Origin of the sequence: Nocardioides sp. CCNWLW239, assembly GCF_037137035.1 — a bacterium.
GTDB lineage: Bacteria > Actinomycetota > Actinomycetes > Propionibacteriales > Nocardioidaceae > Nocardioides.
Map to the genome: position 1 here is coordinate 830600 of NZ_JBBBNW010000001.1, position 15934 is coordinate 846533.

The 15934-nt window shown below is 69.6% G+C and carries 11 protein-coding genes; 3 read left to right on the plus strand and 8 right to left on the minus strand.

Annotated elements, in window-relative coordinates:
• Positions 1–26 precede the first annotated feature (26 nt).
• Positions 27–1208, plus strand: a complete 1182-nt coding sequence (locus WBG06_RS04040) for a PucR family transcriptional regulator (RefSeq protein WP_336735224.1) — start codon at positions 27–29, stop codon at positions 1206–1208.
• On the opposite strand, the gene WBG06_RS04045 is transcribed toward WBG06_RS04040, so the two are convergent.
• The 4 genes from WBG06_RS04045 to WBG06_RS04060 all read right to left on the minus strand — a co-directional run bounded on the left by WBG06_RS04045 (position 1189) and on the right by WBG06_RS04060 (position 2900).
• Positions 1189–1608, minus strand: a complete 420-nt coding sequence (locus WBG06_RS04045; protein WP_336735225.1) for a type II toxin-antitoxin system VapC family toxin — start codon at positions 1606–1608, stop codon at positions 1189–1191. The genes WBG06_RS04040 and WBG06_RS04045 overlap by 20 nt on opposite strands.
• On the minus strand, positions 1608–1877 hold the full coding sequence (locus WBG06_RS04050; protein ID WP_336735226.1) for a type II toxin-antitoxin system Phd/YefM family antitoxin: 270 nt from the start codon (positions 1875–1877) through the stop codon (positions 1608–1610). Before WBG06_RS04050 ends, WBG06_RS04045 begins: the two co-directional genes overlap by 1 nt.
• A 68-nt stretch (positions 1878–1945) precedes the next feature.
• The gene (locus WBG06_RS04055; protein WP_336735227.1) at positions 1946–2347 is read right to left on the minus strand and encodes a VOC family protein; all 402 of its coding nucleotides are present in this window, start codon (positions 2345–2347) and stop codon (positions 1946–1948) included.
• Position 2348: 1 nt separating this feature from the next.
• A complete protein-coding gene (locus WBG06_RS04060; protein ID WP_336735228.1) occupies positions 2349–2900 on the minus strand; it encodes a DinB family protein in 552 nt (183 codons plus the stop codon).
• A 107-nt stretch (positions 2901–3007) separates the two neighbouring features.
• Between WBG06_RS04060 and WBG06_RS04065 the strand changes: the two genes are divergently transcribed.
• Entirely contained in the window at positions 3008–4513 is a 1506-nt protein-coding gene (locus tag WBG06_RS04065; protein WP_336735229.1) for an FAD-dependent oxidoreductase, read from the plus strand.
• Positions 4514–4546: 33 nt separating this feature from the next.
• Positions 4547–4912 (plus strand): PPOX class F420-dependent oxidoreductase, encoded by a 366-nt coding sequence (locus WBG06_RS04070; RefSeq protein WP_336735230.1) that lies wholly within the window; start codon positions 4547–4549, stop codon positions 4910–4912.
• Position 4913: 1 nt separating this feature from the next.
• On the opposite strand, the gene WBG06_RS04075 is transcribed toward WBG06_RS04070, so the two are convergent.
• The 4 genes from WBG06_RS04075 to WBG06_RS04090 are packed head-to-tail and all read right to left on the minus strand — an operon-like array spanning position 4914 to position 15732.
• The gene (locus WBG06_RS04075) at positions 4914–7157 is read right to left on the minus strand and encodes a DUF3488 and transglutaminase-like domain-containing protein (RefSeq protein ID WP_336735231.1); all 2244 of its coding nucleotides are present in this window, start codon (positions 7155–7157) and stop codon (positions 4914–4916) included.
• Positions 7154–8425: a DUF58 domain-containing protein gene (locus WBG06_RS04080; protein WP_336735233.1), complete on the minus strand. Its 1272-nt coding sequence runs from the start codon at positions 8423–8425 to the stop codon at positions 7154–7156. The genes WBG06_RS04075 and WBG06_RS04080 overlap by 4 nt, the downstream gene beginning before the upstream one ends.
• A 1-nt stretch (position 8426) precedes the next feature.
• On the minus strand, positions 8427–9395 hold the full coding sequence (locus WBG06_RS04085) for an AAA family ATPase (RefSeq protein ID WP_336735234.1): 969 nt from the start codon (positions 9393–9395) through the stop codon (positions 8427–8429).
• A gap of 13 nt (positions 9396–9408) precedes the next feature.
• Complete coding sequence (locus WBG06_RS04090) at positions 9409–15732, minus strand: Ig-like domain-containing protein (RefSeq protein WP_336735235.1); 6324 nt, start codon at positions 15730–15732, stop codon at positions 9409–9411.
• Positions 15733–15934 lie beyond the last annotated feature (202 nt).

Consider the following 15934-nt stretch of genomic DNA (forward strand, 5'->3'; position numbering starts at 1 on the left):
CGTGAATCTGATAGGCGGATTTATACGTGACGAACAAAAGTTCCCGAGAGATCCCCTCACTTTCTTCCTATGACGTCCACCTGACGCCCGAGGTGGTCGACTCGATCCGTGCGGTGCTCCCCCAGGTCGGCGACGACGTGGTCGCGGCGATCATCGCGGAGGTGCCGCCCTACCAGGACGCGCTCTCGGGCCACATGGGCGAGACGATCCGGACCGCCGTGGGGATCGCGCTGGGCGGCTTCCTGTCGCTCGCCTCCGGGGACGGGCTGCCTGCCGACGTGTCGGCCGCGACACCGCCGGCGCTCCAGGGCGCGTACGACCTCGGGCGCGGAGAGGCCAGGAGCGGCCGGACCATGGAGGCGCTGCTCGCCGCCTATCGCATCGGCGCGCGGGTCGCCTGGCGGGAGCTCGCCAGCAAGGCGGTCGAGGGCGGCATGGCCCCGGAGATGCTGGTGGAGTTCTCAGCGCTGGTCTTCGCCTGGATCGACGAGATCTCGGAGGCCTCGGCGGCCGGGCACGCCGACGAGCGCGCCACCACCGGACGCGTGCAGCGACAGCTGCGCGAGCGGCTGGCCCGCAAGCTGCTCGCCGAGGCGACCCCGGAAGAGCTCGACGACGCCGCAGTGCGGGCCGAGTGGACCCCACCGAGCACGCTCACCGCCGTGCTCGTGCCCAACTCCCAGGTCGGCACCATCCTCGCCAAGGTCAACCAGGGCACGCTCGAGCACGACGACCTGCGCGATCTCGACGACCACACCCTGCTGCTGGTCCCTGACGCGCACGGTCGTCGACGGCGGGCGCTGATGAAGGCGCTCGAGGGTCGCCGGGCCGTCGCCGGGCCGGCCAAGCCCTGGCGTGAGGCGCGGGTCTCCTACGAGCGCGCCCGACGAGTCCATCTCGCGGGCCTGGGCTCCGACACCGAGCAGCACCTGGTCGAGCTGGTGCTGTCGGCGGACACCGACGCCCGCGAGGACCTGCGCGCCCAGGTCCTCGCTCCGCTGGCCGACCTGCGCCCCGCCACCGCCGAGAAGCTCACCGAGACGCTCCGTTCATGGCTGCTCCACCAAGGCCGGCGCGAGGACGTTGCCGCCGAGCTCTTCATCCACCCGCAGACGGTCCGCTACCGGATGGGGCAGCTGCGCGACGTGTATGGCGATCGGCTCGACGATCCCGCGATGCTGCTCGCCCTCACGGTCGCCCTGGGCTGACCACCTCGAAGCCGAGCTCTTCGGCGACCCGCGCCATCTGGTCGTCGTACGTGATGACCTGCTCGACCGCTTCATCTCCCTCGGCCTCCTCGGAGAGGAGCAGGGCGGTGCCGAGGTGGATGGCATCGAGCGACGTGACCGCCTGCTTGATCTCCTTCGCTTCCTCGATCACTTCCGGCAGAATCCCCACTCGAGACACGCTCGCCACAATCTGGTCCGCCAACGCCTGGTCGATGCCCAGCCGAACGCAGACGCGCGCCAACTCCACATCAAGAAGATCTGACGAGATCAGTCGGTCACCACGATCCCTCATCTCGTGCAGGTGGTCATGCAGAGACAAACGCTCCGGCTCGTCGAGAAGAAGCTTCGCCGCCGCCGACGTGTCGAGGTACGCGAGCATCAGATCGTGTCCGCCCGAAGCTCAGCCAGAACCTCGTCCAAGTCCTCCGACCGAGTGACCGGCTCGATATCCAACAGGCCCCAGTCGTTCTTCCTCGGCAGCCGAATCTGCCCCAGAGCGACCATTCGATCGAACTTGCTGGTCGGCGCGGGAACCAGCATCGCCACCGGACGGCCATGGTCGGTGACGATCAGAGACTCGCCATTTTGGACTCGCCTCAGCACCCGCCCGGTTTGCTGGTTCAACTCACCTACGCGAACTTCACTCATGCACTCAGAATAACCTTGATCGTAGAACTTTTCTATGAGGTCGATCGGGGGCTGTGACCCGCTGGCGTTCAAGCCGTATCGAGATAGAGGCAGAAAGGGTGGCCGTCGAGGTCGAGCATGACCCTTACGTCGTCCTGGGGCTGGAAGTCTGCGAGCATCGCACCGAGACCGACGGCGTCCTCGACGGCCGCAGCCAGGTCGGTCACACCGATGTCCAGATGGACCATCTGCTGCTGAGCATCCGGCTCGCTCGGCCAGACCGGTCGCCGGTAGCGGCGGTCGAGCTCGAAGGCGAGGTTGCTGTGCGTGCCGTTGCCGGCGGGGTCACGGATCAGGACCGTGGCGTACGTCGGCTCGGAGCTGGTGACCTCCCAGCCGAACAGGTCTGCGTAGAACCTGGCGAGAGCGGGCGGATCGGTGCACGCGAGGTTGACGCCGATCCATCCGGTGACACCGCGGATCCCCGCCATGTCACTCGCCGTCCCGCGGGTCCTCGCCGACCAGACCGTCGATGGACTCGCGGATGAGGTCGGCGTGGCCGGTGTGGCGGGCGTACTCCTCGATCATGTCGGCGACGTAGCGGCGCAGGTTGGACTCGACACCCCACTCGGCGTTGGTCGCGAGCGTGTCCATCCCGTCCTTGGCGAGAGCGTCCGCGATCGATCGGCGTGACCGGGCGACCGCACCCTCCCAGAGCGCCATCAGACCCTCGGCCGTGTCCTCGGGCTCGGTCTTCCAGTCCCAGCCCTCCTCACCCGGCCCGTAGTCTGCCCAGACGTCCGGGTAGTCGCTCGCGGCGAGGACCGCGGTGAAGTAATGGTCCTCGCAGAACGCGAGGTGCTTGAGGAGCCAGCCGAGCGTGATCCGGGACGGTTCGAGCCGCTGGCGCAGCTGCTCGTCGGTCAGCCCGCCACACTTCCAGGCGAACGTACGCCGGATGCGGTCGAGCGTGCTCAGCAGCGTCCCGGTCTCGTCCATGACCGGGCTCATCTCGATCGGCTGGGTGGTGTCGATGGTCGTCATGCGCTCGACACTAGGCCGGGTTCCGGACGTCATCCTTCCGGTTGGCCGAGTCATCGGCATGGCGATCCCCGCAGACGGGTACCGGCGGGCCGATGGAGCGAAACAGCGTGTGGCTGGCCACAGTCGAGAGGCCGACGTACGCCACCTTGGACACGGACCTCGTCGTCGATGTCGCCGTGGTGGGTGGTGGCATCGTCGGCCTGACGACCGCGCTCCTCGCGCAACGACGTGGACTGCGGGTCGCCGTGCTGGAGGCGCGCACGGTGGGCGGAGGCACCACCGGGTACACGACCGGCAAGGTGACCGCCCAGCACGGACTGATCTACGCCGACCTGGTCAAGCGGCACGGGGACGACGACGCTCGCCGCTACGCCGACGCGATGAGAGCCGGGATCGAGCAGGTCGCCGATCTCGCCTCCGAGCTGGGGATCGAGTGTGGCCTGACCCGGGCCCCGGCGGTGGCCTACACCCGGCTGCCCGAGCAACGGTCCCGGATCGAGGACGAGGTCGAGGCCGCTGCTCGGCTCGGGCTCCCGGCACGGCTCGCCGAACGTACCGACCTACCTTTCGAGATCGAGGCCGCGGTCGTGTTCGACGACCAGATCCACCTCCACCCGGGCCGATACGTGGCCGGTCTCGCCGAGGCGTTCACCGCGGCCGGCGGTCGGATCTTCGAGGGGTCCCGAGTCACCGCGATCGACGAGCAGCGCGACCGGACCGTCGAGCTCACCACGCCGACCGCGACCGTGATCGCCCACCAGGTGGTCGTCGCCTCGCTGCTTCCGCCCGGCCTGCTCGGCGGGTTCTTCGCACGCGCCCGCCCGTCCCGCGCCTACGGGCTGGCGGTCCGCCTGCACGACGAGGCGCCGGCCAGCATGGCGATCAGCATCGACACGCCCAGCCGCTCGACCCGGCCGTGGCTGGACCCCGGGCCGAACGGCCTGATCGTGGTCGGCAACGGCCACGAGACCGGTGCTGAACCCGAGACGGAGGCGATGTACGCCGACCTCGAGAGCTGGGTACGCGCCACCTTCGACGTCGAGGCGGTCGACTACCGATGGTCGGCCCAGGACTACCTCACGCCCGACCGGGTGCCCTACGTCGGCCACTCGCCGATGAGCAAGCTGGTCCTGGTGGCAACCGGCTTCCAGAAGTGGGGCCTGAACAGCGGGACGGCGGCCGCGATGATGCTGGCCGATCTTCTCGCCGGGACCGACAACCCCTGGTTGTCGCTGTTCGATGCCACCCGCATCGGCGGCGCCCGGACCGTCGCCCGCCTCGTCAAGGACAACCTGCACGTCGGCGAGGAGCTCGTCGCGGGCCGCCGCCACGACCCCGACGCCCGTCCCGCCTCCGAGCTGCGGCCGGGCGAAGGTGGCCTCGTCGACGTCGACGGAGACACCGTCGGCGGCTACCGCGACCCGGCAGGCGCCCTGCACACCGTCAACGCCAGATGCAGCCATCTCGGCTGTCCGTTGCACTGGAACCAGGCCGAGACCAGCTGGGACTGCACCTGCCACGGCTCCCGGTTCGCTCCGGACGGCTCCGTCCTGGACGGGCCCGCCGTCCGACCGCTCACACGGCCCCACGCCGACGATCCGGATCCGGCTTGACCTCAAGCCGACATGAGCATCGACGCTGGTGCCATGAAGTTCACCGACACCCAGCTCCGCTATCTCCGCACCCAACCGCTGGGCAGGCTTGCGACCCTCGCCCCTGACGGCGGCCTGCAGAACAACCCCGTGGGGTTCACCATCGACGACGAGCACCGGATCGTCATCGGCGGTCATCAGATGGGCAGGTCACGGAAGTTCCGGAACGCCCAGAAGCACGCCCAGGTGGCCTTCGTGGTCGACGACCTCGAGTCCACCAACCCGTGGAAGCCACGAATGATCGAGATCCGCGGCACCGCCGAGGCGCTCACGGACGTGGACCCGCCGATGCCGGGGACCTCGCGGGAGGTCCTGCGGATCACGGCGGACTCGATCAGAGACTACGGACTCGGTGACTGACTCAGCGCTTCCGGAACAGCCGCGGCGGCACCAGCGAGAGCGGGTTGACGGCGGCCCGGATGCGCTGCCACCTGGTGCGCGAGTCGGCGAGCGAGGTGCGCAGCGTGCCGACCTGCTCCCAGAACGCGGCGACCTCGGCATCGTCGGGTCCGGTCTCGCCGAACATGGTGGTGTCGGTGAGCAGCGCCAGACCCGGCGCACCGTCCATGCCCGGAGACGCGGAGAGGACTGAGGCCTGCTCCCGGCGGGTGGCCCCGACCGGAACACCGACCCCGAAGTCGCGTGCGGAGTCGAGGGTCTCGCGCCAGCCACCGGACAGCCGGGCGACGGGTGTGCCGCGGGTCCGTCGGCGCCGTCGGCGCCAGACCTTGGCGCCGATGATCGCGCCGCACACGGCCGCGATGAGCAGCAGCGGGATGCCGACGTACGTCAGGACCGCGACGAGCCAGCCGGGCAGGGTGAACCCGTCGGGACGCGCGTTGGCCTTCTGGTTCACCGACTCGTCCAACGGGTCGCCGGAGGTCGCGGGCGGGCGGACCGGTGCCGGCGGCGGGACGACCTTGCCGGTGACGAGCTCTTCGGGCTGCGGCGCGTTCTGCTCGGGCGGCTTCTCGGTGTTCATGAACTCGTTCCAGTCCAACGTCGCCCAGGAGCCGTCCGACATCCGCAGCTCGACCCAGGCGTGCATGTCCTTGCCCTGGACGACACCGTCGGAGCCGACGACAGCCCCCAGAACCACCCGGGCCGGGACGCCGACCTGGTTGGCGAGGATCGCCATCAGAGCGGCGTACTGCTCGTCGTTGCCGGCGAGCTGGCCACCCTTGGCGGTGAAGTCGGCGAGGCGGCGGAGCGAGTGGCCGGCCGGGTATTGCTGGTTGGGCGGCTCCCCGTCGGTGTAGGTGCCCTCCTCCTTCAGCTTCGAGGCCACCGCCAGCGCGTTGGTGATCGGCGAGTCACCGCCGCCGGCGTACTCGGCGGCGAGCGCCTGGAACTGCGCGGCCTCGTCGCCGATCGGCGAACCGCCGGACCACACCTCGCTCTTCTCGGTCACCTTGTCGTCGGTGACCGAGGCGGTGAAGGAGTAGGAGTCGCCGGGCTTCAGCGCCGACGGGAGGACACCCGTGGACGTCGCCAGGTTGTAGCGGAACGAGTCGGCGTCGGGACCGTCGAACGTGATGTGGGTGAGCGCGGTCGGCAGCGGCACCCAGACGCCGCCGAAGTCCTCACCGATCGTGATCGTCCCGCGCACCTGCTTGCCGTCGGCCAGCGGGTTGCGCAGGGTCGAGCTGATCTTCTGGAACGTGTCGTCGGGACCTTCGGTCTCGCCGGAGTCGTTGGCCGCACGCCAGACGGTGCCGTCGTACGAATCCATGGCGGCGACCCGGACCCGGGTCCCCTCGGGCAGGCCCGAGACCGTGAACAGGGCCTTCTCGTAGAGCCGACGGTCGTCCTCAGGTGTCTGGTAACCCTTGGTGTAGACCCGGAAACCGGCGAGCGGGGAGGGGTACTTCCCGACGTTGAAGGGTGGCTCGATCTCGCCGCGCAGCACCGTCCGCTCGGGCGCGAGGCCCGGCAGGAGCGGCCCGAGGAGGAAGGCCATACCGGCCGCGCCGAGGCACAGCCCGGCCCCGATGGCGGTCCGGGAGAGCCGACGGCCACCGGCGGCGAGGGCTCGGGCCCGCAGCCCGCGGATGCAGAGCCAGGTGATCGCGACGGCCCCGAAGAGCGCTCCGAGCAGGGCGGTCTTGGACGGGTCCTGAACCCCGAGCAGGATCACCCCGGCCATCAGCGCGAGCGCGACGAGCACCGGCGGCAGCGCCGCCTTCATCCGCACCGCCAGCGCGAAGCCGAGACAGCCGGCGACCAGGCCGAGGATGTAGGGGATCGTCAGCAGCGCACCGCCGTCGACCGGCGGCAGCGTGGTCAGCAGCCGCTTCCAGCCGTGCACGGAGTTGTCGGCGAGGGTGCCGAGGGTGTCGGGGACCGGGAGGAACGAGAGGTCACCGATCCCGTGCAGCGCGACCGCGCCGCCGAGCACGAAGAAGGCGGCCAGGAGCCCGACAGCCAGCACGACCACCGGCTGGCCGCGGCCCACGAAGGCGATGAGGATCCCGAGCAGCAGCCCGGCGACTCCGGCGAGCAGGTAGGTCCAGCCGGCGTAGGTGTCGTCGAAGCCGAGAAAAGCGATGGTGCCGAGCAGGAAGAGCAGGAGGGCGTCGACGGCGTGGTGCTTCGTCATCTTCATCCGGACAGCCCCTTCGACAGCACGATCGGGAGCTGGTCCAGATCGGGCAGGGTGAGCATCGGCAGGTCGGCGATGGCCTTGAACCCTGCGCGCTGCGACGAGTCGACTCGTACGGCGACCGTGGTCGCGTCGACCGAGAACTGGCCGGCAGCGCGCTGCAGCGTCACGAACTCGGGGTAGCGCCCCGTCACCAGCATCACCAGCGACGCGTCCGGCGCCTGCCGAGCGGCCTCGGCGGTGATCTCGATCAGGTTGCTCTGCTGCGGCGTTGCCCGCGAGCAGGCGTCAAGGGCGGACCGGCCGCCGCCGTTCGCCGCGGTGGCCCGCACCATCAGCACGTCGCCGGTCGCGAAGGAGACGTCGAACTCGTCGAGGATCCCGCGACGCAGCAGGGAGCCCGCGATCGACATCGCGGTCTCGTATTCATCCTCGGAGTCGTAGGAGGAGGGCGAGGAGTCCACGATGACGACGATGTGGGAGCGGCGGGTGTCGAGGAACTGCCGCACCAGCAGCTGCCCGTGGCGGGCCGAGGAACGCCAGTGGATGTGGCGCAGATCGTCGCCGGGGACGTACTCACGCAGCGCGTGAAAGGCCAGGTCGCTCATCGAGGTGTTCTGGGCGGTCGAGCCCTCGAGATCACGGACCAGGCCGACCCCGAACGGCTCCAGATGGGTGGTGCGCGGATGGACGAAGACCTCGGTCCGGTCCGTCCACTCCTGCACGCGCCGGAAGAGGCCGAGCGGGTCGCCGCGTACGGTCCGGACCGGCCCGACGTCGATCACGCCGCGGCGCTGCGTCGGCACCACGAAGAGCTCGGTGTGCTCGGCGCCGGGAAGCAGCATCGGCAGGTCGTACGTCACCCCGCCCGCTCCGATCGGGAACTCCAGGCTCGTCGAGACCAGCGGACCGCGCGCCTCGTTGCGGGCCCGCAGCTCGCCGGTCAGCGCCTGGCCGACGGCGACACGCGGCGGCTCGACCACCGTCGCCACCGCGAGCCGGGTGCGCCCAATCATGAAGAAGGCGGCGCCGATCACCAGGAAGAACGCCGCCATCGCCACCACGGCCGCCTCGATCCAGCCGAGCGCCGTCGCGGCGACCCAGGCCAGCGCGCCGAGGAGGAGCACTCCCCAGCCGATCGAGGTCACGGTGCCGAACCACGGACGGACCCGGTCGGCGACGAACGAGTAGGCCGAGCCCGCCCCGGAGGCTACCGGGGCGAGCCGATTCCGCAGGTCAGCAACGAGGTTGCGGACACTGATCCTGCTCATCTCAGGCGACACGCTCGGTGGGAGCAGGGACCGAGGTGAGCAGGTCGCCGATGACGTCCTCGACGGTGACGCCGTTGAACATCGCCTCCGGGTCGAGGATCAGGCGGTGGCAGAGCACCGGCTCGGCGAGCGCCTTGATGTCATCGGGAAGCACCTGCGAGCGACCCTCCGAGAGCGCCCACACCTTGGCGGTGCGCACCAGGGCGAGGCAGCCACGCATGGAGGCGCCGAGGCGTACGTGCTTGTGGCGGCGCGACTCGTCGACCAGCGCGGAGACGTAGGCGACGATCGCCTGGTCGATGTAGACCTGATCGGCCATCTCGGCCATCTGGGTGACCGTCGGCGCGGTGATGATCGGCGTGACCAGCGTGGCCCGGTCGCGGACCGAGGAGTTCATCAGCAGCTCGACGGTGGCGTTGCGGTCCGGGTAGCCGACCGACGTCTTCATCAGGAAGCGGTCCAGCTGCGCCTCGGGCAGCCGGTAGGTGCCGGCCTGCTCGATCGGGTTCTGGGTCGCGATCACCATGAACGGGCGGCCGACCTCGCGGGTGGCGCCGTCGACGGTCACGCGACCTTCCTCCATGACCTCGAGGAGCGCCGACTGCGTCTTCGGGGAGGCCCGGTTGATCTCGTCAGCCAGCACGATCGAGTGGAAGATCGGCCCCGGGTGGAACTCGAACGTGCCCTTGCCCTGGTCGTAGACCGTGACACCGGTGACGTCGCTCGGGAGGAGGTCGGGCGTGAACTGGATGCGGGCGTGCGAGCCCTGGACCGTGTTGGCCAGCGCGCGAGCCAGCTGGGTCTTGCCGGTCCCGGGGTAGTCCTCGAGCAGCAGGTGGCCCTCGGAGAGCAGCGCGGTCAGCACCAGGCGGATCACGTTGCGCTTGCCCAGCACAGCCTTCTCGACGTTGTCGCACAACTTCTCGAAGGTGTCGTGGAACCAACGGGCCTGCTCAGTGGTGACAGTCATCGATTTCTCATCTCTAGTTGCGCCACTCTTGGGTGTATCGGATGGAATCTCGGGGCGCCTCATCTGTGGTGCAGGTGATCGTGAACTCCGTGTTGGTGCCATACCACGATCCGCCCTCGCCCGAGCCGGAGCCGCCGTTGGTGGATACATTCCAGCGCGAGGTGGTGCCGCTCCCGTTGCACTCCCAAGTGCGCTCCCGAGCGTCAGTGATGTGGACCCGCGGATGCCAGCAGGTGCCGACGCAGGCCTGAGTGGGATCGGGGCAGCTGGCGCCTGAGCAGGAGGTGCCCTTGGTGACGTCGGTGATCTTCGGAGGCGGTGGGTTGGATGTGCGGACGCTGACGCTGTCCGACTTGCGCGCCCGCGACGGGGAGCTGTCGCTGATCTCAACCGTGTAGGTGTACGACGTGTTCCAATCGGGCGCGGTATCGGTGCCCGAGCGGGTGCCCTTGCCTGTGCTGGTGTCGAAGTCAGCCAGCACCGAGCCACCACGCTTGACCACGACCCGGGCGGCGTTGCCGTTGGGGTCGTAGCTGATGCTCCAGTTGACCTTCCTGGTGCCATCGACCGCGGACGCCGAGATGGTCGGCGTGCCGAGCGGGCCGTAGGTGGTCACGTTCTTCGACGACCACGGACCGCACGATTCCCCGGCACCGGCGCCACCGGAGGAGTCGTTGCAGGCGCGCAGCTGCACCTGGGTCGAGCTGCCGTTGGTGAATCCCGAGATCGTCTTGGTCTGCTCACCGGCGCCCTCGGGCGGGTAGGTCCACGACCCGCAGGAGGATCCGGCGCGCGTGCACTCGACACGGTTGGTCTTGCCGTGCGAGGCGCGGGGAGTGAAGACGATCTTCGCCTGGCCGTTGGCCCCGGTCGGGGTCGCGCTGGCGAAGGAGACCGCGTCCGGCGTCGCTGCCGCCTCGACCTTGCCGCCGGCGGAGTAGCCGGAGACGTGCGTGTCCGGCGAGCCGCCCGATCCCGTCTCGCGCGGCGAGGTCGCCTCCGCGTTGCGAGCCCGGACGGAGTAGGTGTAGATCGTGCCGTCGTTGGGGACGTCGTCACGGCAGCTCGTCTCGGGCACCCAGGAGCAGACGATCTTCTCGCCGGAGCCACCCGTGCGGCGCACCTCGTAGGTGACCGGGGCGGGACCGTTGGGCGCGACCGGGCTCCACGAGACGTTCACCGTCTTGCCTGAGTTGTTGGCTGTGTTGGCGAACTCGAAGGTCGGCGTCGCCGGGGTGTCCGGCTTGCCGGCACCCATCCCCTCAACCGTCGCGGACGGGCCCTTGTTGGTCTTGACACCCTTGTCGTTGAGCGGCACGACGGTGAACTGCACCGGGTCACCGTTGGAGCTGACCGCCGCCGGATAGGTCGTCTGACCTGCGGAGATGTCCTTGATGCCGCCGCCCGGCCAGCTGATCCGGTATTTCTGCACGGCCGAGCAGTCGCACTCGGCCGGCGGCGCCCAGCTCAGCTCGACGCGGTGGTCGCGCTGGCGGGTGACCCGCAGGTTCTGCACCGGACCGGTGTAGGCGTCGGGCTCGCCCTCGGCGGAGTTGCTCCACTCCCGGCTCGGTCCGACAGAGTTCACGGCCCGGACCCGGAAGTCGTAGACGACGCCGTTCTTCAGCCCGGTGATCCGGCACGAGGTCGACGGACAGTCCTGGACGTGATCGCCGTTGGCCTCCACCTCGTAGCGCTGGATCGGGTCGTCACCGTTGTCCTTCGGTGCGTTCCACGACAGCGCGACCACGTTGGAGAGGAAGTCGGAGGTCGTACGCAGCCCCGTCGGCGCGCCGGGGACGTCGATGACGTCCACCTCGATCACGCCGGTGGCCTTGACCCGCTTGGAGTCCTTGCCGGAGTCGCTGACCTCGATCGGGTAGCGGTAGTGACCGTGGCCCTCTTCGGGGGTGTTGAAGGTGATCTTCGACCCGCTGACCTTGCCCATGTCGGGCGAGTCACCGTCGATCGGGTTGAGCTTGGTGACCACGATCTCCTGCGATCCCGACGGCACCGGGGTCTGCAGGTAGTCGGCGATGTCGATCGACACCGTCTTCCCGGCCTCGGTCTGCAACGGCTTGATCGGGGAGAGCGAGGGCGGCGGCAGAGCGATGACGCTGACCAGGAGCTGGCCGGTCGCGTCGGTGCCCTTGATGCCGATCTCGAGGGCGCCCTGGGCGCCGGCGTCGGCGTGCTCCGCGGTGAGCCTCAGCCCGCCGGCCTCCGGCTTGGCCTCGACCCCGTCGAGCCCGTCGCCGATCTCGGCGGTGAAGTCGAGGTCGTCGGCGTCGCCCGGGTCGGCGGTCCACACGTGGCAGATGGCGGCGATGTCGACCAGCGCGCCGTCGCCGCTCTCGGGAACCTCGACCGGGGTGCTCGGACAGTTGATCTCGGGCTCTTCCTTGCCGACCTGGACCGGCAGGGAGATCACCGAGAGATGCGCGTCCGCGGAGGTGATCTTCTCGCGGTCGGCGACCTCGAAGGTCAGCGTCGCGGGGCCCTTGGTCTCACCGGCGGTGACCTGCACGGTCGTCGCGGTGGTGTCGCCGGTGTTGAGCATGCCCTCGGGGGCGGCCACGATCTTGTCGGTCGTGGTCAGCACGACCGGGTCGCCCTCGGGGTCCTCGACGTAGTCGGTGATGTCGACGTTCTTGGTCTCGCCCGGGTTCAGCTGGAGCTCGGAGCCCGGCTTCAGATAGGGGGCGTCCTTCGGTCGTGCCGGGACGTAGATCGAACCGACCGCCTGGGCACCGTCGGGGTCGGTGACCCGGTAGGTCCACACCCGGGTGGTGTCGCCGACCGGCAGGGTCACCTTGCCGTCCTCGATCTTCGGCTTCGCCTCGTCCTCGCCGACCGAAGGGCCCTTCACCGCGTCGACAGTGATGTCCTCGAGGGAGTCGTCGATGTCGCTCACCTTGGTCATCACGTCGACCGTCGTGGTCGACGAGTCCCCCTCCGGGTTGGCGACCACGATGCCGGCCATCGGCGGGTTGTCGTAGCCCTCCTGATAGCGGATCGCGAGCTCACCGGTGTCCTCGTGCAGACCGGTGGTGGCGCGGTAGGGCACGTGCTGGAACGGCTCGTCGGAGCCACCCTGGACCGTGACGATCCCGTCGGAACGCTGCTTGACGTTGGTCCCCTCGGTCGCGTCGGTCGCCGCGAGGTGCAGCTCCGTGCCCGGCGTACGCAGGTCGTTGGCGAGCACGTCGTAGGTCAGCTTCTTGGAGGGGTCGAGCGTGACCAGGTCGTCGACGGCGACCGGGCGCTGAGGAGCCCCCGGCGCGACCACGGCGATGCGTACGGTGCCGGTCGCGACCGCCCCGAACGGGTCGCTGACCTCGTAGGTGAACTCGTCGGTGCCGGCGGCGTTGGGGAAGGCCTGATAGGTGATCGTGTTGGCGCCGTGGGCCAGCACCCGGCCGTAGGAGGGCGCACTGTTGATCCGGGTCACCGAGACCGAGTCGCCGTCGGGGTCGGTGCCGACCGTGGGCAGGCGCAGCGTGACCTCGTCGCCCTGGACCACGCGCGACTCCAGCGCCTTCGGTGCGGGGGCGGAGTTGTCGGCCTTCTTCTTCGGCAGCGGCTTGACGTGGACGCGGATGTTGCCCGAGGAGTGCTCCGCGGAGGGGTCACCGGTGTTCTGCACGACGTAGCGGATGTCGACGTCGACCGGCCCCTTCACCTCGTCGGGGGCGACGTAGCGGACCCGGTTGCCGTCGATGTAGGCCTCGCCGACGGTCGGCTGACCCAGCACCTGCAGCTGGCCCTTGGTCTCGATGGTCTGGTCGACGACCAGACCGACCGGGTCACCCGATGGGGTCGAGTCGTTGTCGAGCACCGGGATGGAGACGGAGTCGGCGGCGCGCACCGTCGCCTCGTCGTCGACCGCCTCGGGGGCGTTCTCGGCACCGCGCAGCGCCGGGCGCTGGCTCACCGTCACCGACCCCTCGGCCTCGGCGGCACCGTTGCTGATCGTGTAGCGGATCGCCTGGGTGGACGGGGCGATGTCGGGTTTGGCCGCCTGGATCCGCAGCCAGCGTCCGTCGAGCACCGCGACCGTCAGGTCGCTGTCGCCGACCGGCTCGGCATGGGTCACGGCGAGGAGCCGGCCCTGGGAGTCGTAGTCGTTGGCGAGTACGTCGAGGGTGCGGGTGGAGGTGCCGAGCACGGCGGTCGTGTCCGGGGTCGCGATCGGCTCGTCCGCCGCCTGGGAGGCCGGTTTGACGTCGACCCGGATCTTCGCCGAGGCCGGCTTCGCCGCACCGAACCCGGCGCTGTAGCTGAGCTGGTAGGTGCCCGGGGAGCTTCCCCTCGCCCGCACCACCCCGGTCTCGCGGTCGGTGCTCACCTCGAGGCCGCCCTTGGGCGGTACGTCGCCGGCGAGGGTGAGAGCCGCGTCGAGGTTGGACGGGTCGGCCCCGGGGATGTCGTTGTCGAGCGGACGGATCGTCACCCACGAACCCTGGGTGCCTTCGGCGACGTCGTCCTTCGGCTCCGGGGACGCGGTGTTGGCGCCGGCGACGATGTTGATGCGTACCTTGTCCTTCGACGTCTTGCCGCCGGTGCTGACCTGGTAGCCGAGGCTCTCGTTGCCCGATGCGTCCGGGGCGGCGGTGTAGCGCAGCAGCCCGTCCGGGGTCACGCTCGCCTTGCCCTTGGACGCGGACGGCGACTGCGCGGTGATCGGGTCGCCGTAGCGCTCGTCGCGCCAGTCGCCGACCACCGGGATCTCCACCGTGCCGCCGGCCGCGACGGTGTAGTCGGTCGGCGTGTAGTGCTCACGCAGGGTCGGCTTGCCGGTGCCCTCCGAACCCTGGATCTTGAGCTCGACGCTGGCGTCGTCCTGGCCGGCCTTGCCCTTCAGCCCGTCGTCGACGGTGTATTTGAAGCTCGTCTTCTTGCCCGCGGCCGCCTCCGGTGTGGTGACCAGGATCGACTGCCGGTCGGGGGCGATGGTGGCCTCGACGCCCTTGACGGAGGCCTTGCCGACCGAGACCACGCTCAGGATCGACTCCTTCGCGGAGGAGTCGTTGTCCAGGACGTGCAGCACCGTGGTGCGCCCGGCCCGGGCCCCGAGCTGGTCGTCCTCGGCCTTCGGTGCCTGGGCGGCCTTGGTCTGCTGTTGCTGCTTGTCCTTCTTCTGGTTCTGCTTCTGGGTCTGCGGCTGGAAGGCTTCCCAGTTGGAGATCTTCTTGATGTCGGCGCCGTCGATCTCCCAGACGTCACCGTTGCGCAGGTCGTTGAGGACCAGCTGGCCACGGTTGATCCGGAACTCCAGCTCGGCGGCGGGACCGAGCGTCGGGATCTCGCCCAGGACGGGTTCGCCTTCCCCGCACTGGGTCACCACCGAGCCGGTCGAGCCGTTGGCCCAGGCGCCGAAGATGCAGTCGCCGAGCCGGACCGGGGCCGCCGGGTCGCCGGCCGACTCGGCGACGTGGCGGATCTCGCCGTTGCTCAACCTGACCGACTTGAGGCCGGTCGCGTCGCCGACGAGCACCTCTTTCGCCTTGACGGAGGGCTGCTGGAGGACGGCACTCTCCGCGGTGTCACCGAAGTCCACGGCCACATCGGACCCCCGGGAGGCGCCGAGCAGCCAGCCGGTCTCGTCGAGGGTGATGACCTCGTCGCCGACGGCGGTCGCCGAGGTGGGGGTCTCCGCGTATTCGGGGGCCTTCGGGAGCTTGGTCTCCTCCGGGTCCGCGAACCCGTCGCCCTCCGGCGCGAAGGCGGTCAGCGTCCGTTTGGCGGCCGAGACGGCGTACGCGGTCCCGTCGGTGCCGATGGTGAGCACTGCGTCCGCGCCGACCGTCTCGGTGGGCTTCGTCGAGCCGGAGAGGTCGGAGAGGTCACCGACACCGGTGGTCGGGTCGACCGAGGTCAGCCAGACCTTCCCGGTCTTCTGCTCGGCGACGCCGATCGTGGTGCCGCCCATCACCACCCGGCTGTCCTTGACCGTCACCGCATCGTCGTCGAGACCTTCGGCGAGCTTGGTGTTGACCGGCGTGACCGTGCGGGCGTCGCGGTCGACGGAGGCCACGGCGATGCCGTTCTGCACCACGTCGAGCCCGGCGCGCTCGGACCTGGAGCCGGTCTCGTTGCCCGCCCAGACGACACCGTCGAGCTGAGCCACCGGGCGGTTCTGCCGGCCCAGGGTGCCCCAGGACTGGTTGGTCACCCAGATGCCACCGTCGTCGAGGTCGGCCTTGTGCACGGGGTAGCCCGTCGACTGGATCGCGTAGACGGTCAGACCGCTCGCGACCACGGCGAGCGCTGCCCAGGAAGCGATCGAGGTCCGATGACGCCGAATCCAGCCGGGTGCCATCCCGAAACGTGCCACCAAGACTCTCCCCAAGTCCTTCCATGCAAACGGCCAGCCGACGCAAAAACCGGGCTTACTCTAAACACGCATCGGGGTTGAAGCCACACGAATGAGCCAAACGTGGCACACGGCTCAGTGAACTGGCTCACCGACACCGTACGGGATGTTCTAAAGTGTCCGCTTCCAGCACCACCATTTCGCATCCTGACCGGGATGTCCC

Coding starts and splice junctions, on each gene's coding strand:
- WBG06_RS04080 (WP_336735233.1), bottom strand. CDS start 8,425: ATGAGCAGGATCAGTGTCCGCAACCTCGTTGCTGACCTGCGGAATCGG.
- WBG06_RS04070 (WP_336735230.1), top strand. CDS start 4,547: ATGAAGTTCACCGACACCCAGCTCCGCTATCTCCGCACCCAACCGCTG.
- WBG06_RS04075 (WP_336735231.1), bottom strand. CDS start 7,157: ATGAAGATGACGAAGCACCACGCCGTCGACGCCCTCCTGCTCTTCCTG.
- WBG06_RS04085 (WP_336735234.1), bottom strand. CDS start 9,395: ATGACTGTCACCACTGAGCAGGCCCGTTGGTTCCACGACACCTTCGAG.
- WBG06_RS04050 (WP_336735226.1), bottom strand. CDS start 1,877: ATGAGTGAAGTTCGCGTAGGTGAGTTGAACCAGCAAACCGGGCGGGTG.
- WBG06_RS04045 (WP_336735225.1), bottom strand. CDS start 1,608: ATGCTCGCGTACCTCGACACGTCGGCGGCGGCGAAGCTTCTTCTCGAC.
- WBG06_RS04055 (WP_336735227.1), bottom strand. CDS start 2,347: ATGGCGGGGATCCGCGGTGTCACCGGATGGATCGGCGTCAACCTCGCG.
- WBG06_RS04060 (WP_336735228.1), bottom strand. CDS start 2,900: ATGACGACCATCGACACCACCCAGCCGATCGAGATGAGCCCGGTCATG.